Origin of the sequence: Flavihumibacter petaseus NBRC 106054 (assembly GCF_000974785.1) — a bacterium.
Lineage (GTDB): Bacteria > Bacteroidota > Bacteroidia > Chitinophagales > Chitinophagaceae > Flavihumibacter > Flavihumibacter petaseus.
The window spans coordinates 1,925,750-1,949,930 of record NZ_BBWV01000001.1; the positions used below are offsets into that span (position 1 = coordinate 1,925,750).

General features: G+C 49.1%; 8 protein-coding genes. All 8 read left to right on the forward strand.

Going from position 1 to position 24,181, the window contains the following annotated elements; all coding sequences use genetic code 11:
- Positions 1–61 precede the first annotated feature (61 nt).
- The 8 genes from FPE01S_RS08145 (at position 62) to FPE01S_RS08180 (ending at position 24,173) form a co-directional block, all read left to right on the forward strand.
- Positions 62–1,252: a FecR family protein gene (locus tag FPE01S_RS08145; protein ID WP_046368242.1), complete on the forward strand. Its 1,191-nt coding sequence runs from the start codon at positions 62–64 to the stop codon at positions 1,250–1,252.
- 260 nt (positions 1,253–1,512) lie between these two features.
- A complete protein-coding gene (locus tag FPE01S_RS08150) occupies positions 1,513–8,925 on the forward strand; it encodes an Ig-like domain-containing protein (RefSeq protein WP_169749141.1) in 7,413 nt (2,470 codons plus the stop codon).
- Positions 8,926–8,941: 16 nt separating this feature from the next.
- Positions 8,942–13,093 carry a gliding motility-associated C-terminal domain-containing protein gene (locus FPE01S_RS08155; protein ID WP_169749142.1) on the forward strand — a complete coding sequence of 1,384 codons (4,152 nt, stop codon included), beginning with the start codon at positions 8,942–8,944 and terminating at the stop codon, positions 13,091–13,093.
- A 37-nt stretch (positions 13,094–13,130) separates the two neighbouring features.
- Positions 13,131–16,427 carry a T9SS type B sorting domain-containing protein gene (locus FPE01S_RS08160; RefSeq protein ID WP_169749143.1) on the forward strand — a complete coding sequence of 1,099 codons (3,297 nt, stop codon included), beginning with the start codon at positions 13,131–13,133 and terminating at the stop codon, positions 16,425–16,427.
- Between the two features lie 37 nt (positions 16,428–16,464).
- Positions 16,465–17,469 carry a PorP/SprF family type IX secretion system membrane protein gene (locus FPE01S_RS08165; protein ID WP_046368246.1) on the forward strand — a complete coding sequence of 335 codons (1,005 nt, stop codon included), beginning with the start codon at positions 16,465–16,467 and terminating at the stop codon, positions 17,467–17,469.
- A gap of 8 nt (positions 17,470–17,477) precedes the next feature.
- Positions 17,478–19,457 (forward strand): OmpA family protein, encoded by a 1,980-nt coding sequence (locus tag FPE01S_RS08170; RefSeq protein ID WP_046368247.1) that lies wholly within the window; start codon positions 17,478–17,480, stop codon positions 19,455–19,457.
- A 3-nt stretch (positions 19,458–19,460) separates the two neighbouring features.
- Positions 19,461–20,480, forward strand: a complete 1,020-nt coding sequence (locus FPE01S_RS08175; protein ID WP_046368248.1) for a PorP/SprF family type IX secretion system membrane protein — start codon at positions 19,461–19,463, stop codon at positions 20,478–20,480.
- A gap of 60 nt (positions 20,481–20,540) precedes the next feature.
- A complete protein-coding gene (locus tag FPE01S_RS08180) occupies positions 20,541–24,173 on the forward strand; it encodes a SusC/RagA family TonB-linked outer membrane protein (RefSeq protein WP_046368249.1) in 3,633 nt (1,210 codons plus the stop codon).
- The last annotated feature ends 8 nt before the right edge of the window (positions 24,174–24,181 follow it).

A 24,181-nucleotide genomic window follows, 5' to 3' on the forward strand; every position in this document is an offset into this window, starting at 1 on the left:
GGGGTGCTTGTCACCTGATTGAACGATTTTTTTGTCATATAAGAATAAGGAGCTTTTCCCCATGGAGCACCAGTTGGACCATATTGAAGAACTGGCCATCAGAAAGCTGGCGGGAGACCTTTCGCCCGCTGAAGATGCCAGGTTCCTTGAATTAATTAATGCAGACGCAACCGCTGCGGCAACCTGGTATTCCCTGGAAAGGGCACACCGGATGCTGCAAGGGGCAAAATTTGCTGAAAAGATTGATGCTGGTGTGGCCTGGCAGGCAATAGCTTCCCGTTTGTCAGCAGACCGGCAGAACGCACTGGCTGAGGAAAACGGAGCGACTGTCATATCCCTGGAAAAAAGGAAGCGCCGCACAGCCTGGTGGTGGGCTGCCGCAATCGCCCTGCCCCTGATGGCTGGAGGCGTTTATTGGTGGCAGCAGGCGCGGGATACCTCACCCGCTGATGGCGTTGCAAGTTCTTCTGAAATAAGTATCACCACTGCCGACGGCAAAACGATCAGCCTTCAAAAGGAAAAGGAACTACTGGTGGATGGTGAAAAGTCTGCATTAAAAACTGCAAAAGGAGAAATATTATACAATGTTGGGAACCATGCTTCGGTGGTAACTGCCATGAATACGCTGACTGTTCCCACAGGAAAGGATTATCACCTTGTGTTATCGGATGGTACGGAAGTTTGGCTCAACGCGGCTTCCAATCTGCATTTCCCCACTGCCTTCAATGAGGTTAACCGCGAAGTGGCGCTGGAAGGCGAAGCCTTTTTCAAGGTCACCAAAAATCCGCAGCATCCTTTCCTTGTAAAGACAAACGGAATGACCGTCCAGGTACTGGGCACCTCGTTCAATGTAAAGGCATACCCGCAGGAAAAAATCCAGACTTCCCTGGTTGAAGGGAGCGTTGCGATTGATGCAGGCGCCGGGAAACTGGAATTGCATCCGGGTGAAGCTGCTATTATGGAAACAGCCGGTGCTGCTCCGGTTAAGGAACAATTCGATGAAACGGAAATTCTTGCCTGGATGAAGGGGTTGTATTATTTCAAGAATGAACAGCTTAGGGATATCCTACCGGTTCTGCAACGCTGGTACCAGATGGAATTTGTACTGAGTGACCCGGCCCTTGGTGCGATCCGTTATTCCGGCGCACTGAACAGGCATAACACCGCTACTTATTTTCTTGATATTCTGCAGTCCTCGTCTGGTATAACTTACCGGCAGGAAGGTAATAAGGTGATCATTTCCAGTCAGTAAAACTCACATCCTTTTTATTGCTATCTGTAACGCGCTGGGTTAACCGCCGGCGTGATGAAATCATTGTGACAATCACAAAGGTTTTTTGATCGTTCGTCCTTGAAAAAGATCAGTTCGTCCTTAACTACTCTAAGGTTGTGAAAAACCCGGGTCCATCGGTCACCCGTAACCGAAAATCAGGTGTCATAAAAAGGTATACTTGCGCCTAACCAAACACTGATGCCAAAACACAACCTGTAATGAGAAAATCATGCCCCCCTGTGCAATGCAGGACTCTCATCTTACTTTGTCTTACTGCCATTTTTTCTTTGGTCAACGCTGTTGCTACTGCACAGACCGATTATAAGATCGGTTCCGGTACCGGAAGCAACGGTGCTTACGATTATCCCTGCCCGTTGCCGGATCTGAATGGCAGCCGGGCACAATACCTGATACGGGCCAGTGAAATGACGGCTGCTGGTATGACAGCGGGAGGGATCACTGCGCTCAAACTGAATATAACTGGTCAGAATGGAGCAGGACAACTCGACAATATCCGTTTTCAGATCGGCCATACCGGCATCAACGCAATCAATACAACCCAGTGGGCGACATTTACCGGTACACCGGTAGAAATTCCTGCGGCCAATTATACGCTCGCAGATGGAATAAATACGTTTACGCTTCCCTCGATGTTCCTTTGGGATGGTGTAAGCAATATCATGATCGAAATGTGCAGCGGTACGGATATGCCGTGGCAGACCTCAGAGAATCCCAGTGTGGAATGGACTACCGGGCTCCCTTTTAATGCACAGCATACTGCAACAGTCGGAAGTTGGTTCGGCGGCAACGGGTGTGGGTTGAACGATGCCTTTAACTCCGGCAATGCCCGGACGCGCCCAAATTTTACTTTAACGTGGCAAACTGTTCCAGCTTGTTCCGGCCAGCCTGTTCCCGGAACCGTGGTATCAGATAAGACATCCACCTGCGGGTCTGAGGTATTCCATCTCACCCTCAGCGGGAATGCGGTAGCTACCGGGCTGAGTTATCAGTGGCAGATTTCAGCTGACAACACTACTTGGAACAATATTCCTGATGCAACGAACCCGGCTTATGCAGGAAGCCAGCTGAGCGGCAATTATTACAGGGTTGCTGTTACATGTGCCAATGGCGGACAGTCAGCGAATTCTGCAGCTGTCCATATTACTGCAACCCCGACCGTGTCCGGAACTTTCAGCATCGACAATTCAGTTCCGGCATCAGGTAGTGGTACTTTCAAAACGTTCAATGAGGCATATGACTTCATAAAATGCGGCATTGGCGGCCCGGTTATTTTCAACGTAAAAAATACCGGTGTTGATTACAACGAGCAGCTGATCATGAAAGATATTCCCGGTGCGTCAGCAACCAATACAGTGACGTTCAACGGGAACGGGGCGACGATCTCCTGGCAGGCAAGTGATGAAAGCCGCAGCATTATCAAACTCGATGGTGCTGACTATGTGACCATTGACAGCCTGGTCATCAAATCGTTGGGATCCGACGAATGGGCAGACTATGGATATGGTGTTGTATTAAACAATGATGCAGATTTCAATACCATTAAGCGATGTCATATTAACGTGTTCAGTATCGGTACAAACGGAAATTTCCTGGGTATTGCCATTACACCGCAGGAATCCTGGATTTCCTCCGGCATTACCAATTGCGACAACAACACATTTGATCACAATACGATCACCGGTGGCTACTATGGCATCGCGATCGCCGGAGATGACAATGTGCCTGTAGCCAATAACAAGATCACCAATAACAAGATCATTGATTTTTATTACCAGGGTATTTATGCGACCGGAACTTACAATACGCTTGTAGAACACAATGACATTTCCCGTCCGATGCGTACTGCAAGCAGTTATACCGTTTCCGGTATTATATTCGAACAGGTGAACGTAGGAGCGAAAGTGATCGGCAACCGCGTGCACAATCTTTATGATTCGCATACCACCAATACAGACCGGAGCAATGGCATCATCTTCAGCAATGCCGATGCTGCAGAAGGTGCTGAAAACCTGATCGCCAACAACATTATCTATAATATATATGGACTGGGAGAGCAGTATGGTATCGTTGTTAGCGGCACCTCCTATACCCAGGTATATCATAATACTATCTCTTTTGACGAAACCTCCAGTGTTTCATCCAAACCCACCTATGCACTCTACGGCGGATGGTCCGAAGCTTTCCTTGATGTAAAAAACAATATCTATTCCATACATAAAGGAGGTACGGGCGAGAAGTTTGCCGAATATTTCTCTACGCCGCTACAGGCCGGAAGCGTTAACTATAACAACTTTTTCCTGGCCGATCATGGTACGATCAGTGCAGGGTACTACAATGCCAAAGCCTACCAGACGCTGGCGGAATGGAAAAAAATCATTGACAACGCAAATGATACCAGTTCACTGGATATTGATCCCGGATTTAAGGACCCTGCCAATGGAAATTTTGAACCCAACTCTGCGCTCCTGGCAGATAAAGGTTTACCAGTGGCTTCAGTAACTGCGGATATCAACAATATTGCCCGCAGTACGACTAAGCCAGACATCGGCGCATATGAATACACCCTGCCCGGATGTCTAACCTCCTTTACGGCAGGCGATGCGTATTCCAGCGTGGGACTCGTTACCTGTCCCGGTAAGAAGACCACCCTCAACCTGAAGAACAACGACGTAGGTATGGGGATGACCTATATCTGGGAAAGTGCCCCCTCTTCAACGGGTCCTTGGACAGCAATCTCCACAGCGCTTCAGGCAGCGCCTTTCAACTATGTACTGGGAGACCAGCCGTTGTATTACCGCGCTGCGGTGAGCTGTAATGGCGGTACGGCAGTCTATTCGACTGCAATCCAGATCAATGTTGGCGGAGCATTCCCGGCGGGTACCTACACCATTGATAAAACTCAACCTTCTGATCCTTCAGGCACGAAGAACTTCAACAGCTTCAGTGAAGCGGTAGCTGCCCTGAATTGCGGTGTAGCCGGTCCGGTTATCTTCAATGTTAAGGAGAACACCTACGAAGAGCAGATCCGTATCGGTGACATCAGGGGTACTTCTGCTGCCAATACGGTAACCTTCCAGAGCGAAAGCGGCAATGCCACGGGAACCATTCTGACCTTTAATGGTACAGATGTGACCAAAAACTATACCCTGCGCCTGGACAGTGCCAGTCACTTCATCTTCCGCAACCTCACCCTGGCCGCAACCAGCGATAATGCGGGACGCGTGCTGGAAATACTCAGCATGAGTAAGGGAGACAGCATTGTTAACAACATCATTACTGCGCCTGAAGTAACCGGGTACTACGACACTTACAATAATCCCATGCAGTCTGCCGGCATCATCATGAATGCCAAACTGACTGGCGGTGACCACGTAATCTCTGGCAATACTATCACTGGTGGTGTGAAGGGAGTTCACCTGGAAGGCCGCGCTCAGGCCACACCGAGCACCAATAATGAAATCAGCAGCAATATTTTCAGCAAACAAATACTGCACAGTATATATGCAGCCAATGCTGCGGGCATTAAAGTCCGGAACAACACGATCGACTTCAATGCGACCCAGATGGTTTGGGGGAATGGAGCTTCTGCCGGGATCTACATTACTGCAAGTGACAGCAGCATCGCAGTAGATGGCAACACCGTTACGATTGGCAACTGGGCAGGTGGAAATACCGCGGCCATCAGCGTAAACAACAGTGACGCACCGGTGCATAAGCGCGCTTCCTTTAAAAACAATACGATTACAGCCAATGATGTGGCCAACAGTTCTCCTGTTGCCGGTATGGATTTCGCCGGTGTCCGGAATTTTGATGTCTTCAACAATACAGTAGTAGTTGGTTCTGCGTCTTCCGGTTCCTACAGCGGAGAAGCTACTAACGCGCTGGCATCCAACAATGCTTTTGGAACACATTACTACAACAACAGTTTAGTAAGCTATGCGACAGTTGCTGAAGCATATAACGCAACGGCATATTTTGATCACCAGTATTACCAGGACGGTGGCGAAGCAGAAGCGTATAACAACATTATCAGCAATGCTGGTGGCGGCCCGGCAGTATTTCACAACTATAGCCCTGCTTTTGTTCGAAGTGACTACAACCTGTTCCATACCAGTGGAGCCACGCTGATTAAGGTTGGCCCTCCGAACTATATGCTGGAAAAGGATTTTACCTCGCTTGATACATGGATCAAGGCGTTCAGCATCGACCTGAACAGTATAGTATATGAGCCGGCATTTGTAAGCGCTTCGGACCTGCATCCTGATGCCTCCAAAGCTGCTTCATGGGCCATGCAGGGCAGAGGAGTACAAATTGCCGGTAACGACAAGGACAAAGAAGGTAATGATCGTGCGGTAACCCTTACCACCGGCGTTCCGGACCTTGGCGCCTTCGAATTCCAGCCAACCGTAGCACCTCCTGTACTAACCGGAATACCAGCAACACCTGCAGCAGGCACAACACAGCATTTCCTGATGGGCAGCGATACCGTTGCGTCAATCATCTGGGCTCCGGGTGCGCCTGTGCCATCGGCCCTCACGCTACGCCGGTATTCCGGTGTATTACCAGACGGATTGAGCGCCGCGGATAAATCCATGTATTATTATGTTGCTGCACAACCTGGCACCAACGGAAATTTCAACTTCCACATCCGCCAGCACTATGTGGGCAGCTGGATGCGGAACCTTTCTCCTGAATCAACGGTTAAACTGGGTCGCACCGATGCTGCCCAGGTTTGGACAGCCAGCGGTACCGCGGTAATTGATTCACTGGCCAATGTAATGATCGATTCTTCACTTTCATTCCTGGATAAGTTCACGGGAATGACAGATGGAAAATTCCCGGACAAGCCAGTATTTACCACAACTGCTGACAGCTCCAACAAGGGAACACGTTTCTGGGCACCCTATGCGCTGAATACAAGTTTCTTCCAGGGCAATGACCAGGAAATGCTTTTCCGTATCGCTGCAGACCAGTCTTCAACTGTTACCGTAAAGGTGAACGGAACCAGTTACAGCAAAACCTATAGTGTCGCCGCAGGAACCGTATTGAAAACCGATCCCCTTCCCAAAGTTGGTGCGCATGACGCCCGTATTACTGATGAAGGAAAATATGTGACCGGTGTGAGTATCGAAAGCGATAGGCCTGTTGCCATTACAGCAGTTACAACGGGCTTCCAGGATACCTACGCCATGCTGCTCCCGACAGGAACTTATGGTTATGAATACGCCGCATTGGGATACCGCCAGAAATCTTCCTACAACCCTGCAATATTTAAAACTTCGGCAACAGTAAACGTAATTGCAGATCATGACAACACCGTGGTTGAGATTACACCATCTGTAGATACAAAAGGTGGACAGAAAGCAGGTGTTCCCTTCCAGGTGACCCTTCAAAGAGGTGAAGTGTATCAGGTTCTAGGTGCGGATAAAGGCCAGTCGATTGTAGATGGTTATGATCGCTACTATTTCGGAACAGACCTTACCGGTACAACCGTTAAGGCAATCGCCAACCCTGCGGGCGAGTGTTATCCGGTTGCTGTCTTCTCCGGAAGCGCCAGCACAGGATTTGATTGCAAAGAGAACGAACTGGAAGGAACTGCAGACGAGTTCTTCATCCAGCAAAACCTTCCGGCACCGGCATGGGGCAAGCACTATCTGACAGCCGGCAACACAACTTCGGATGGAACAGAACCGGTGTATTATGTATACCGTATCCAGGTGAACAATGCGCAAACCATTGTGAAGCGTAATGGCACTGTAATGACAGGCCTGGACAATAAGGTTTATGAATTCACCAGCAACCAGCCGGAGTATATTGAAGCAGATCAACCTGTTCAGGTCGCTCAGTTCGGCGCAGCAATGATGAGTTGCGGCAATGAAGCCTGGTTTGGCAAAGGTCGATTCAACTCTGTGGTTTACCTTACACCGCTTGGACACGGCATCAAAGACGCGAAATACCTGCGTGAAACAGAGCAATACCCGCAGACCGAAACTTATAATGACCTGCAGGTCTTAATACCGGATGCCGGATTAGCATCTCTCAAAGTCAACGGTCAGAATGATTTTACGGTGACAGCGCATCCCGGCATGCCCGGATACAGCATTGCCATGAAGCGCTGGCCAATGAATGAAGAACTGATGCATGTTTCAAGCGATACAACGTTCTATGCCATCAGCAATACCATTATTGCTCCGGGAATCGGAACAAGATTCAATCTCGGAATGACCATCCCCCGGATTGAAGTGAAAGACCCTGCCGTCAGAAATACACTGAATATAGCAACTGAACAGAATGCCTACACCTGTGACAGTACGCCATTCCGTGCCACAATCATGTTGCCGGTTGCCGCAAAATCCATCATATGGGCATTGAGCCAGGTAACCGGTGCGCAGCCAGCTGGTGATATCATTGAAAACAACCCGACACCGGTAGACACCGTTGAAGTAGATTTCACGGATTACTATGTATATCGAATATCTCAAGACATCCGCATTGACGGTACTGGTGTGTTCCAGATCCCTGTAACCATTACCTACGGCGGAAGTGGTCTTGGTTGCGACAAATCGATCACTGATTCCTTCGCAGTAGAAGTGATCGAAGCTCCTGTAGTGAATTATACCACAAACTACAACCATTGTGTGAACGGTACCGCCACCTTTGAAGCGTCCGGTTCAGCACAACGGGGAGCGATCGTTGACCGCTGGAACTGGAACTTCGGTGACAATACAACCAGCGATATCCAGAGACCCACGAAAAAATGGAACACAGCTGGGAATTACCTGGTAGCGCTAGAAGGTATTGCCAATGACGGTTGCGTCGGCTACCATAACGAGACAGTAACAGTAAACCCGCTACCGGTTGTTGCTGTGAAGAAAGACACCGTCCGGATCTGTAAAGATGATGTGGTGACCTTTGAAATCAGCAACCCTGATGCAAATACTACTTACGAATGGTTTACAGCAGCAACAGGTGGTAGCCCGATCTTTACAGGTACTACCTTCACCAGTGGTGCACTTAATGGGGATTCAGCCTTCTATATCGGTGCAACTGCCAACGGATGCGGACCCGATCAAAGACTGAAAGTGGTCGCTGCAATCAAGATCACTCCGGAAGCACCGGTAGTAACAGTTGATTCTGTAACGACCAATATGATCCGCTTCGAATGGAATGCTGTTGCCAATGCAACCGGCTATGAGATGTCCACTGACGGTGGCAGCACCTGGAGTGCTCCATCATCCGGAAGCAATGGTACCTACCATATGATCACCAACCTGCGTCCGTCAACCACTATTACTATCCAGGTTCGTGCGACAGGTGGTTGTGAGTTTGAGGTATCCTCACCTGTATCTGCAACGACGCTCACAGACAATGTGTTCATCCCGAACAGCTTTGTGCCCGGCGGTATCAGTCCGACCTTCAGGGTGTATGCTAATAACGTGAAAGAGATGAAGATGATGGTGTTCAACCAGTGGGGACAGAAAGTGTTCGAAACATCTTCAATGGGTAGCGGATGGGATGGTCGCTTCAATGGCAAGGATCAGCCGAGTGGAGTATACGTATATGTGTGCCGGATCATATTGAACACCGGCGAAGAAATCAATAAGAAAGGCAGCGTAAACCTGATTCGTTAAAATGTTCAGAAAAACCATGACAACCATAATCCTGGCAGCTTGTCTATTGACGGGCTGCCAGCTTTATGCCCAGAATATATCCAACCGCGGAAAGGAATTCTGGGCGGGATTTGGTCATCATGGGAATATGGAATGGCCTCAGAATTCACTTTTCCCTGATGAATGGCCTGCCATGAAGCTGTTCTTCAGTGCAGAAGAAAAGGCGCATGTTGTTGTTACTGTAGAAGGTACTGCTTACAGGAAAGAATATGATGTACCGGCCAATTCCGTTATTACATCCGACTTTATTCCGAGTGGCACCGGCGGGCCAAATCCAGACCCCCAGTTTATTGATGCGCGGTTATGGACCAGAACCTCCGCTTTTGGCGGCAACAATTCTGAAGGTCTGTTCCAGAACAAGGGTATTCATATAGTCAGTGATGTGCCCATTGTTGCCTATGCCTTTGAGTACGCCGCTTTTACACAGGCCGCTTCCATGCTCCTGCCCGTAGAATCCTGGGGATATGGTTACCGGGTGCTTACGGCAAAACAAGATGCTAACGGCAGCGATGTGTACAACTATTCCTGGGTTTTTGTAGTTGCCGCAGAAAACGATACCCGCCTTCAGGTCACTCCTTCTGTTAAAACCAGGAATGGGCGGCTGGCAAATGTACCCTTCGAGGTGACGCTTCAGAAGGGAGAGATCTATCAACTGTTGGGTGGTGGCACGAACAATTCAAGTATGGGAGAAATGTCGGGTACTTCAATCCGTTCCTTGCCGAACAGTTCAGGGAAATGCCTGCCTTTCGCCACTTTCACAGGAAGCAGCGGTACGTATGTTGCCTGCGACGATTATGGTGTTTCTCCGTTTCCACCGGAAGAATGCCTGTACCAGCAATTGTTCCCAGTCCAGGCGTGGGGGCGCGCGTATCTTACAACGCCATCGCAGGTAGATACAGATCCGAAAAAGCACAACAACAACATCTTCAGGGTGATGGTTTCTGATCCTTCAGGGGTTGTAAAAAGAAATGGAGTTCCGCTTACCGGGATGACTACGCGCAACTTCTACGAGTTTACCAGCAAAACTGCTGACTATATCGAAAGTAACGTGCCCATTCAGGTGTTGCAGATCTTTCCGTCGATGGGATATTGTGACACGGAAGGCAGCGGTGATCCAGAGATGATTGTGCTGAGCCCGGTCGAACAGGGTATTAAGCGGGTGGGTCTCTACCGGAATGAAAAAACAGTGATCGACTGGAATTTCGTTGCATTGACTATTCCGACAGAGGGCCTGAATTCCCTGACCATTGATGGCGGTAAAACATTTGATTATTCTTATCCACACCCCTATAAAACCGGATATTCAGTAGTCATCAAACGCTGGCGTACACTTGCTGCGCCAAAAGCACCTGCGCAAGCCATTATCCAGAGTGATTCCGCATTTACACTAATTACCTATGGACTGGGCAGTGCTGAAAACTACGGGTATAACGGCGGGGCATACCTGAAAAACCTGAACGGTTTTCCTGAATTGCACAACCAGTACAATACCTCCGATACTGCTAATTCCTTCACCTGTGCCAAAACGCCGGTGAAATTGTCGGTGTTGTTGCGGTACAAACCCAGCAAGCTTGACTGGCGCCTCAGCCAGATGGCCGACAATATTTCTCCCGCCGTTGATGTGATCATGAACAATCCGGCAGAAGACGGAATTGAGTATCGTAATGGTCTTCCCTATTACCGGTACAGCCTTACAGGCTATTATACCTTTAAGCATGCGGGGTTGGACACTGTCCCGGTATTTGCTTCCAGTGTAGTAGTGGAGAACTGTTCGCAGGAAGAACCCATTTTTTATGAGATCGATGTGCACGACGCAAAAATTGCTGACTTCGATATTGAAATGATTCCCTGTAAACCGACTGAGCCGGTTAAGTTTATTGGAGATGAAAAATTCACTGATCAGACTGATGTAAAACGCTGGATCTGGACATTTGATAACGGTGGTGCCATCAGCAACGCAGAAGGCAAGGATCAATCCCTCATATTCAAATCCGGCAATAACAGTGCAAAAATGATCGGAGTGGACGAACACGGTTGTATTGTGGATACCACCAAAACTTTCATGGTGGCAGATGCATTCGGCAAACCTGATTTTTCTGTAGTGGGTAGTGCATGCGAGGGAAGTACGGTAACATTCAGGGCAACCGTACCTCAGCCGGATGCCTTGTCGTGGTACTGGGATTTTGGGGATGGCACCACCAGAACAATAACAGACAATGGCGATGAGCAGATCAATACTTATAAAAAGGCTGGTACCTATGAGGTAAGACATGCCGTGAAATACAATGCCGGTTGTGCCAGCGATACAACAACCAAGACAATTGTTGTATATGCAAATCCGTTGCTGACAGTTGACTATCCGCTTGGCTGTCTGCCTTCGGATGGCAGAATTAATTTCAATGGCGGTGTTACCGTGCCGGATAGTCAGCCTGTTGAAGCACGCAGTTATGCCTGGAACTTTGGCGATGTGAATGCTACACCGGCAAACCCCAATACAGCCAATACACTTAATGCCAGTCATCGCTATACCACTGCCGGCAGCTATACCATCCAGTTCAAAGCAGCTACCGTAAACGGCTGCACTGCAGCGCTGGAAGTAGAAGCATCTTTAAACCTGAAACCTGTCATCAGTTTTCCTGCACTTACGGCGGTGTGCGAAAGTGCTACCGGTGTTACCGTGGCAAAAGCGACTGTTACCAATGGAGTCGGTGGAACGGGGGTATACAAGGGCACCGGCGTAGACGCCAACGGGATTTTACACCCTGACATTGCCAAAGCCGGAACACATACTGTGTGGTATCTTTTCACTACAACCGAAGGTTGCCAGGATTCCGCATCACAAACCATTACAATACTTCCGCAACCTGGTGCAGATTTTACTGCGACGCCGGATGTTTGTCTCGATCAGGCCACTAATATCAGCTTCACTGTTGCGGGCGGACCGATGGTAACGCGCTGGGAATGGGATTTCGGTAATAATATCACAGATACCCGCCTCAACGGTAGTCCTTTTACTGTTACCTATGTAAAGACCGGCACCTATACAATCACCCTGACGACTACCGGCAACAACGGATGCAGTAGCGCTCCGGTAACCAAAGTGGTAAATGTGAATGCCAATCCGACGGCAGCATTTACTGCTCCATCGGCCATATGCCTGCCTTCTGGGGTAGCTGCCTTTACGAATACCTCAACCATCGCTGATGGCAGTGTGCTGAATTACACATGGAACTTTGGCGACAATAACCAATCGACAGTAGCTAGTCCGAACCATACCTATGCCGGACCGGGCAATTACACTGTTGTGCTGAAAGCGACAAGTGCCAAGGGATGTTCCGCTACTGCGAGCCAGGTGCTGAATAAATTCCTGACACAACCTGTCGCAGGGTTTGACATGAACAGTACAGAAGTTTGCCAGGGAGCGGTGATCAGTTTCACCGACAAGAGCACGGCTTCTGGAAGCGGTGTGGATAAATGGACCTGGAATTTCGGAGATGGTACCACGTCTGTTGAGAGAAATCCTGAAAAAACCTTTTCCCAGGCTGGACAGTTCACCATTTCGCTGATGGTAACGAGCAAAGATGGATGTCCGTCGGCGCCAGTGCAGAAAACAGTAACAGCTTACCTGCAGCCGGTCATCAATGCCGGGCCCGATTTCGCTGTGCCAGAAGGGAGTGTGATCCGTTTCCAGGCAACAGCCAATTCAACTAACCTGCAATTCCGCTGGAGTCCGTCAGCGGGTCTGAGTGACCAGGCTGCGTTGCAGCCCACGCTAACTGTTCAGAACGACGGTCAGTATATGTTGACGGCAACGGGTGAACACAATTGTCAGGCAACCGATATGTTGAATGTACTGGTTCAACGACCCGTCGGCGTTCCGAATGTATTCAGCCCGAACGGTGATGGCGTTAATGACACCTGGCAGATAAAAAATATTCAGCTCTACCCCTCCGCGATAATAGAAGTATTCAACCGGTACGGCAAGGTTGTTTTCAGCTCGCATGGCTACTCAAGGCCGTGGGACGGAAAAATGAATGGGGCGCCCCTTCCGGTTGGTACGTACTATTATCTGATAAGGCTGGGTAACGGCGATGCACCGCTGAAAGGATCCGTAACCATTTTACGATGAACGGGCAATGGGAATGGTGAAAAAAATAATAGGGTTAATGTTACTGATAAATGCACATAACGTTTTGGCTCAGGACCTTTCCAACAAGGGGAAAGAGTTCTGGGTAGGTTATGGCCATCACCAGTACATGGAACCCGGGCACAGTGGTTCTGCGCCTGTGAACAGCCAGGAAATGGTATTGTATTTCAGTGCAGAAGATCAACCGGCTACTGTTCGGGTGACCATTCGGGGTACCGCATATGAAGAAATTTACCAGGTGCCCGCGAATACCGTCATTAGCAGCAAACCCATTCCCAAGGGTGGAAACGGAAACATAGATGCCCGGCTGTTTACGCTTCCGGGAGGTGCAGGCACATCATCAGAGCAGCTGTTCAGCAACAACGGAATTCATATTGAAAGCAATACGCCCGTAGTGGCCTATGCGCATATCTATGGGCAGGAGTCCAGCGGTGCTGCGATGCTGCTTCCCGTTGAAACCTGGGGCCATGCTTATGTTTCGCTGACTACACGCCAGTATTATAACTCCAACCGTGATTGTTTCAGCTGGATCTGTATCATTGCCAGTGAAGATGGCACCAGGGTTCGTATAGTTCCCACCGTCAACACCCGTCGCGGAAGGAAGAAGAATATTCCATTTGAGATAGAATTACAGCAGGGCGAGGTGTACCAGCTTCTCGGCGAGTCGATCAACAGCTATGAGAGTGCCGAGCTTACCGGAACTTCTGTTACGGCAATAGAAGGCGCAGACGGAAAATGTCATCCCATTGCGGTATTTACCGGCAGCAGCCGGACAGGAATTTCCTGTGCGGATGAAGATGGTTCCGGAGATAACCTGATCCAGCAGATGATGCCCTTCAAAGCCTGGGGCAAGCGATACCTGACAGCGCCTACCAGTGTGCTGACAGCTCCCCAGCAGGCTAACATGAACGTGTATCGGATTGCTGTAAGGGATCCGAATACGATTGTCAAAAAGAACGGCCAGCAATTGTATGGCATCAACGGATTTTACTACGAATATCAAAGCAATACTGCCGATATTATCGAGGCAGACCAGCCTGTTATGGTTGCACAGTTCCTGCCTTCTTCCAATAGCTGCGGTTATATTGGCGAAGGGGACCCCGAACTGATCTATCTGAGTCCGCTGGAACAGGCAGTGACCCGCACCGGTTTCTATCGTAATGACCTGCAAAAAATTGATGCAAATTTCGTGACACTGATCATACCCGATTCCGGACTTGCAACACTGCTGATCGATGGAGCAGCCAATGCATGGAATCACAGGTATACACACCCCCAATTGTCCGGTTACAGTGTGGTGGTGAAGCGCTGGAAATCCGCCCGGGCCCAATGCATCGTCAGCAGCCGGGCACCATTCACAGCAATCACCTACGGTCTCGGCGTGGCGGAAAGCTATGGATACAATGCAGGCACAAAGTTGAACAGCCTCAATGGATTGCCCTGGTACCGCAACAGCTTCGCGCCGGATAATCAACCTGGGTCGTATACCTGCGTAAACAGCCCGCTTGAATTTTCCATACTCCTGCGTTTTCAACCGGTAAAATTAACCTGGCACCTTAGTGAACTGAATGGTAACCTTGATCAGCCGGCAGACCAGGTACAACTAAATCCGGTTGCTAGCGGAACGCAGACCATCAACGGCATTTCCTATTTTCAATATACCCTGCCGGGAACATTCCGTTTCATGGCTGCAGGCTTGCAACAATTCCATGTAACAGCAACAGGTACGGGAGTGGAAAACTGCGATCGGACAGAAACTTTGGCTTATCCCGTTGACGTAAGGCCTGCATTGTCTATTGCATATACAACTGAATTTGAGCATTGTGTTCAGAAAGCGCCGGTAGCCTTTGATGCTGCCACCACTGCTGGTGACGGCTCGACAATTACCGGCTGGAAATGGACAACGCTGAACCACGATGGCTCATTCCATTCGGGTGCGTCGGGCAGAACCTGGCAGCAGGAATTCACTGCCGGAAAGTACAGTGTTCAGTTACAGGCAAATGATGCCAATGGCTGCGTTGCAGATACAACAACGCTGTTCGAACTGGCGGCAAAACCGGAAACACCTTATTTCAACCTGGTTAACCCAGTCGCATGCGCGAACAGGAAACTCCTGTTGATCGAGAACAGTCCGAATGCAGGTGTTCAACGATGGTACTGGGACCTGGGCAACGGTGATACCGTTTCGCTGTTCAGTGAAGGTCAGCAATATGCAGCCAGCAGCAAGTTGCCGGATACGCTGATCATCAAGCATGTAACAGCATACAGCAACACCTGTGTAAGCGATACTGCAGTTGCAAAAATTGTTGTTTACGCAAATCCGGTTACTTCAACAACAGTACCTGTAACCTGTTTCCGAACGAACGACCCCATTCCTTTTGAGACAAAAGTATCTTTTGAGGATGATCAGCAGCTGAAGGAGGTTTCGTGGACTTTTGGCGATGGTTCCAGTGCGCACACGCTTTCGGGGCATCACAGCTGGCCGGCACCGGGAAGCTATCCTGTTTCTTTAACCGTAACCGGAGAAAGCGGTTGCGTTTCAACAGTGGACTACCACCAGGCTGTACACCAGGAGCCGACCATCAGCTTTCCGCTAATGGAACCTGTATGTTCAGCTGCTGGAATAATACCCATTGCAAATGCAAGTATTACCAATGGTGTTGCCGGCAGGGGATGGTACGGAGGGGATGGGGTTACAGCGAATGGAAGCTTCGACCCCGCCAAAGCCGGACCAGGCAGCCATGAGATCTTGTTTGTATATGAGAGTGGTGAAGCCTGCCGGGATACGGCACGCAACAGTATCACGGTTTTTCCAAGCCCCACGCTAACCATGCCGGCACCGGTTTATGCGATTGCCGGAACGGTGATCATCCTGGAACCGAAAGTGAATAGTTTGCCGGATCTGCAATATTCATGGACGCCGCCAACCGGATTGTCAAGTGCTTTGGTATTGAAGCCTCAACTGACTGTCGATCGGGACCAGGAATACCGCTTCGAAGTAAAAACCCCGCATTGCAGTGTGACGGGAATGACGGCGGTGCATGTGCTTAAGGCAGTAAAAGTGCCGAATGTGTTTTCTCCAAACGGAGACAATATCCACGACCGCTGGGAAATTGAGAACCTTGCCGGATATCCGGGTTGCTTAGTGGAAGTATATAACCGTTACGGGCAAATGATCTGGAGGAAGACCGGGTACGAAACACCCTGGGACGGCCGGGTGAATGGCAATCCGGTTCCCGTGGGAACATACTATTATATCATCGACAGGAAGAACGGCTACAGCCGCCTCAGCGGATCTGTTACCATCATTAAATAACCTAACAAGAGAACTAAAACCAAAGCGAAACAGCAAAATGAGAAAATCTGCATGGATGACTGCCCTGGCGCTGGTAGTGCTGGGACTGGCAAAGGAGGTGAAGGCGCAGGATCCGCACTACACCCAGTATTATGTGTATCCCTCGTGGCTGAACCCTTCACTCACCGGTGTTTTTAACGGTGATTACCGGGTGGCAGGAATATACCGCAACCAGTGGGGGAATATCACGACACCATTTTCGACCCCGGGTGTTTCGGTGGATGTCAATACCGGAAAGAATGCAAGTTTTGGTATCAGCGCATTGCGGCAGAAGGCAGGCAATGGCGGTTACTATTATACTACCGCTTATGCGAGCATGTCATACAGCGGGGTTCGTTTCGGAGCAGATGGAAATCATCACCTGAACATGGGTTTTCAGCTGGGAATGATCCAGCGCGGATTCGATATGTCAAAGATGACATTTGGTGATCAGTGGAATCCGGTGACTGGTTATAATCCCTCGCAGGTAACATCGGAATCGCTTACGCGTACCAAGTCCACCAGTTTTGATGCCGGTGTAGGAATCCTCTATTTTGATGCAACACCCGGAAAGAAGGCTAATATATTCGCTGGCGTATCTGCTGCGCATATCAACAGGCCCACAGATCAGTTCTCCACAGACGGGGATGCCAAACTCCCCGTGCGGTATAATTTTCATGCAGGCGTGCGCCTGATGCTGAACGAAGTATTCAGCCTGACACCCAATGCATTGTACATGCGGCAGGGGTCTGCAGAAGAAAAGATGATCGGTGCTTATGGCCAGTTGAAAGTAAACGAGGAAACTGATTTCCTGCTTGGTGTAAACTACAGGATCCAGGATGCTGTGTCTCCCTTCGTTGGGGTCTATTTTAAGAACATGACACTGGGATGCAGTTATGATGTAAATACTTCAGATCTCAGTAAGATGGCCAGGGGATCCAACAGCTTTGAGATCTCACTCACTTTTATCGGCCGTAAAAAGACAGCCACACCGGAAACAGAATTCATCTGCCCAAGATTATAACCCACCACATGAAAAAGATCTTGCTATCCGCCGCGCTGATGGCGGCATTCCATCTCTCCCACGCACAGGTCAGCTTTGACTATCTGCGTGCTGCCGATGCTTATTACCGGAAGGGAGATTACGCATCTGCTGCTGAATATTATGAGAAATATCTGCAGGGTAACGGAAAAGGAAAAAAGACGCAATACGATCCCTATTCGGTGCAGTCGTTGAGTAAAAATCAACAACTGCAGCTTTCAAGCCGTCAGCAGTCTGTTTACCGGCTGGCGGAAGCTTATCGCCTGCTGCACTATCCTGCAAAAGCAGCACCTTATTATGAACAGGCGATCACATTTGACCCGGCAGCTTACCCGCTGGCTGGCTTTCATTATGCGAATACATTGAAAGCGCTCAGCCAGTTTGATGCAGCAGAAAAGCAATACCAGGCCTTTCTCGACAGCTACAAAAAAGATGACGGGTACACACGTGCTGCAAAAAGGGAGCTACAGAATATTGTTTTCCTGAAAGAACAACTGCGGCGTAAGGATACGGTGCTGTATACACTCGACAAAGCGAATTTCAATGCGCCCGGAGCGAGTTATGCTCCTGTCTGGATCAATGATCAGACGCTTTGGTTTACTTCTACCCGCAAAGAAGAGGCTGCTGCAAAAGACGGCCATACCAATCGGGTATACCAGGCTGCATTCCAGAACAATACCGCAAGCGGTGTCAGCAGGGTTGACCTGCCCCAGGGAAAGGGTATTGAACAGGGTGCCGTCAGCATTACTCCTGATGGTCAAACGATCTTCCTCACCCGCTGGAGTGATAACGGCAATAAGAAAGCCGCAGGTATTTTCAGCAGCCGTAAGGAAGGAAGTGGCTGGTCGGAACCCGTTTCAATTGGCGATCAGATCAATACCCCGGGTGGCAACAGCCAGCAGCCGGTGGTAACACCTGATGGCCGTTTCCTGATCTACTCAAGCGACCGCTCCGGTGGCCAGGGAGGTTTCGATCTTTGGTATACTCCACTTGATAAGGGCAAAACTGGTACGCCGGTCAATATGGGTTCCGTGATCAACACTGCCGGTGATGAACAGGCGCCTTATTTCCATGCCGCCTCAAATACACTGGTCTTTGCAAGCAATGGTCGTGTAGGCCTGGGCGGATTCGATCTTTACACCAGCCAGGGCGGTTTTGAACAATGGAATGAACCGAAGAACCTCGGCTATCCTGTGAACTCAGTAAAAGATGATATGTATTTCGCAAGCAGGGGGGATGCTAAAAATATGCTGGCGGATGTGTTGTTGAGTTCCGATCGTGCTTCTGAATGCTGTTTTGATCTTTTTGTGCTGCATAAAAAATTGCCGCTGAAAAATATCCGTGGCCAGGTTCGTGATTGCGGTGATCAGCGTCCGCTTGGTGGAGTGGCACTGGCAGTTGTGGGTGCTGACAACAAAACCATAGTTACCCATCGTACAGATGGAGAAGGTCGATATAGTTTTGAACTGGAGGAATGGCAGGCGCTCACCCTGCAATCCAGCATTGCCGGTTATCAGGCAGGAAGCCTGCAATTCGGTAAAGGACTGCCGGAAGACCAGCTTGATCTGGACAATCCTGTACTCTGCCTGAACAGGATCCCGGATGTAGGCGGCAAGACGGTAGTCAACAACATGTATTATGAATTGAACAAGGCAAATATCCTTGATGAGTCCAGGCCAGCTCTGGACGACCTCGCTCGCACACTTGCCGATAGTCCAAACCTCGTGGTGGAAATCAGCGGTCATACCGACAATACTGGATCACCAGTATACAACCAGCAACTTTCCGAGCGCAGGGCCCGCAACGTGAAAGCATACCTCGTTTCCAAAGGCATTGATTCATCGAGAATCAGTACCGTGGGTTACGGTGATACACAGCCGGTTGAACCGAATGTTAATGCGGATGGCAGCGACAATGCGGAAGGCCGCCAGAAGAACAGGCGTACTGAAATGAAAGTGCTTAAAAAATAAATTATGCGTAAACAGGTTTTTTGTCTGTTATGTGTAGCGATGGTGTTGTGTGCGAGCGGGCAGCAAAAACCTCACTATACCCAGTATCTGCTGAATCAGTATATAATCAATCCTGCACTGACCGGTATTGAAAACTATATTGATCTGAAGATGAGCCATCGTCAGCAGTGGGCAGGCCTTCAGGATGCACCGGTCACTACTTACCTGACGGTACATGGCGCTTTGAATAAAAAAGATTACCGAACAACAGCGACATCCTTTGATGTGCCGGGTGAAAACCCGAGGGGCAACAGCTACTGGGAATCCTACCAGGCTGCTGCCCCGCATCACGGGATCGGGCTGCAGGTGATCAATGACAAGACTGGTCCGATCAACCGGTTCAATGCGAACATTACCTATGCCTATCACCTTGGCCTGACCCCCAAGACCAGTCTGGCCATGGGTTTCGGCGCCGGGATCTTCAATGTGTCTCTGGATGCTTCCAAGCTGGATTTCGGCAACACCCAGGTGGACCCTGCAGTATATGGAAATGGTAATATCAATTCCATAAAACCCGATTTCAATGCGGGCATTTACATGTACAGTGCAACCTATTTCGTGGGCCTTTCTGCCCAGCAGATCATTCCACAGACCATTGATTTTTCAGATAATGTAGTAGCGCCTGTAGACGGTAAAACCGTGCCGCATCTTTTTGCGACTGCCGGTTATCGATTCGGACTGGGTGACGATTTCAACCTGATTCCATCCGTGATGGTCAAATACGTGAAACCTGCGCCGGTACAGGTTGATCTGAATGCGAAGCTGCAGTATCGCGATCTGCTTTGGCTCGGCACCGGCTACCGGCTGGATGACGGCTTCAATGCGATGGTCGGCATGCATCTTTTCAACACCTTCAACTTCGGTTATTCTTACGATTATACCATTACGAGGATGAACCTGGTAAGCAAGGGAACCCATGAAATCGTAATTGGTTTTATGCTGGGAAACAAGTATGATGATTCCTGTCCTAAAAATATCTGGTGAATAGTTCACCCGTTTTCATCTGATCGATGTCTTTTAATTGAATCCTAAACGAACTGATTTATGAGCGGATCAAGGCTAAAGAAGCTTTGGAATGGTTTGGCTGTAGCATTACTGATTGTAGCGGACTTGTCAATCTCCTATCCTCTGTTTGCCAATCAAGAAAACACAGTTTCACTGCGCGTCCAGAATGCTCCATTGCATAGCGTTTTCACAGAAATACGCAAGCAGACGGGGTTGATCGTTTTTTACAATAACCAGGTATTGAACGATAAAGATCGTGTGAGCGTAAACGTTGTGAATGAAAGAATTGAAAAGGTGATGCATCAGTTGTTGCGGGGCAAATCCGTTTCATTCCGAATCGACAATGAATACATTATTATTTCCAGGCAGGAAGCGGAGAAACCAGCTGAAAAAACTTTGGTTGCGGATACGATACCTGGCCGTACCGTGGTGGGTAAAGTGGTGTCCAAAGAAGATGGAAGTCCGCTGCTTAATGTAACTGTCATGATTCCATCTAGCGGCAGGGGGACAGCCACCGACGCTAAAGGTCAGTTTCGCCTGGTTGCCGAACCCGGCGATTCGATCCGCTTTTCATATGTGGGCCGTTCTCCGGTTACCGTGCTGTACAGCGGGCAACCGATGATGTCTATTCTCATGGAATCCGGAAGTGAAAACATGCTGAATGATGTAGTGGTTACAGGCTTTCAAAATATTGATAAAAAAAAGTTTTCGGGTGCTGCCACCCGTATAAAGGCAGATGATGCGAAACTAAATGGCGTTGTGGATGTTAGCCGTATGCTGGAAGGAAGGGCGGCCGGTGTCTCTGTACAGAACGTGTCAGGCACCTTTGGTACGGCACCTAAAGTGCGGGTGCGGGGCGCCACCTCCATCAACGGCGACAATAAACCGCTTTGGGTGGTGGATGGCGTTGTGCTGGAAGATATCGTCAACATCTCCAATGACCAGCTGACCAGTGGTGATCCTACAACCTTGCTGGGGTCTGCTGTTGCCGGTCTGAATGCCAATGATATTGAAAGCTTTGAAATTCTGAAAGATGCTGCTGCAACAGCGCTCTACGGTGCCAGGGCAATGAACGGCGTGGTGGTAATCACGACCAAGCGTGGAAAGGCCGGTAAACCTGTAATCACCTACACCGGTAATTTCAGCACCTACCTTAAGCCACAGTATGCTGATTACAACATCATGAATTCCGGCAAGCAGATGTCTGTTCTTGCTGAACTGGAAAGGAAAGGGTTGCTTACCTCAGATATACTTTCACGCGGTGACGTTGGTGTGTACGGAAAGTATTTCGACCTGTTGAATGATTACAGTGAATCCGGCTTCCCGGTTGAAAATACGCCGGAGGCCAAACAGGAATTTTTGCTGCGCTATGCAAAAGCTAATACCAACTGGTATGACCTGCTCTTTCAGAACAATTTCATGCAGGAACATTCGGTCAGTGTTTCTACCGGAACTGATAAATCACAGTCCTATTTCTCCACCAGTTATTATGGTGACAACGGTTGGACCATCGCGGATAAGGTTAGCCGGTATACCCTGAACTTCAGGAACAACTATAAATTTTCCGATAAAGTTTCAACGGGATTTTCAACGCTGGCCAGCATGCGCCGTCAAAAGGCCCCTGGCTCACTTTCCCGGAACAGCAATCCTGTCGAAGGCCAGTATGACCGTGAATTCGACATCAATCCCTTTAGCTATGCGCTTAATACGAGCCGTACGCTGACCGCCTATGACGAACACGGAAACCTGGAATATTTCCGCCGGAACTTTGCACCTTTTAATATTATCAACGAACTGGAGAACAATTATATTGACCTCAATATTCTTGATGCAAGGCTGCAGGGCGACCTGAGTTGGAAGATCAACAGAAACCTGCGTTATGAATTTGTTGGCGCCCTTCGTTTTGTCAAGTCCTCCCGGGAACACCAGATTACAGAGAAGTCGAATATGGCGAATGCCTACCGGGCCAATGAAAATGCAACCATCGCCCAGAACAACAAATTCCTCTACAGGGATCCGGAGAATCCTAATGCAGAGCCCCAGGTAGTGTTGCCTTATGGCGGTTTCTATAACCGAACCGAAGACCAGATGTTCAACTACGATATCCGGAATAACCTGAATTTCAACAAGACTTTTAACGAAGTACACAATATTAATGTACTCGTAGGGCATCAGGTGAAGTACACTGACAGACAGAATGCCTCCAACACGGGATACGGCTATCAATATGGTAATGGCGGAAATCCCTTCATTGATTACCGGATACTGAAGCAGACCATTGAGAGCAATTTCCCCTATTACAGCATGATGAAGGATTATGATCGTTTCGGTGCATTTTATGCAGACGCTCATTACACCTTCAACAACAAGTACAATATCGGTGGAACGGTGCGTTATGAGGGATCCAACAAACTGGGAGAATCTGAGAGTGCCCGTTGGTTGCCCACCTGGAGTGTTTCCGGCTCATGGAATGTGGACCAGGAGAAATTCATGCGGAATGCAGACTGGCTGGATTACCTGACTGTTAGAGGCAGTTATGGATTGACAGCGAGTATGGGACCAGCTACCAACTCTGGTGTTGTGTTGCAGAATGCCAATACCAACCGGACCCATCTTAATGAAAGAGAATCTGTAATCAAACTCATGAACTTGCAGAATGATGATCTTACCTGGGAAAAGTTGTATGCGGGTAATATCGGATTTGATGCAGGATTCCTGAAACGCCGCCTGACGCTGACGCTGGACCTATACGACAGGAAGAGCTTTGACCTGATCAGCATCATCAAGACCTCCGGTATCGGTGGGGAAATGTATAAGGCGGCCAACTACGCCGATATGAGCTCTAAAGGACTCGAAGTAATGATAGGCGGGGAAATCATCAGGAAGAAGGACTGGGGCTGGCGTGCGAACTTCACCATGGGATATAATACCAATAAGATCACTACAGCCAAAAACATTCCCACCATCTTTGACCTGGTTGGAGCTGAAGGCGGTAATAAGGAAGGTTACCCTGTTCGCAGCCTGTTTTCCATTCAATATAAGGGCCTTGATCCGAACAGTGGATACCCGCTGTTTCTGAACGAAAAAGGTGAGATCAGTCCCAGTGTTTACCTGCAGGATGACTCGACGCAGTTCCTGAAATATGAGGGGCCTGTGGATCCTCCCTATACCGGGGGCCTTAACAATACTTTCCGGTACAAAAACCTTTCGCTCAACATCTTCCTTACCTACCAGTTTGGCAACAGGATCAGGCTGTACCCTGCGTTTCGTACGGCTTATACTGATTTCGATGCCATGCCCAATGAGTTTTTTGACCGCTGGGTGCAGAAGGGTGAGGAGGCGCAAACTAGTGTGCCATCCATCGTGGATGCCTTTGAGCAATTGCTGATCTCAGGTGCTTATCCATACAACAACTACAATTATTCAGATGCGCGTACGGCCAGTGGAGCATTTGTGCGGCTGAAGTCTGTATCGCTTTCTTATTTGTTGCCCAACCGGCTGATGGGACGTACAGGGATCAACAATGTATCATTTGCCCTGTCGGCAAATAATCTCTGGCTGATCTATGCAGACAAGAAGCTGAACGGACAGGACCCCGAGTTCTTCAATACGGGTGGCGTTGCACAGCCTATCCAGCGGCAGATCACATTTTCCGTAAAAATGGCGCTCTAAACTAACTA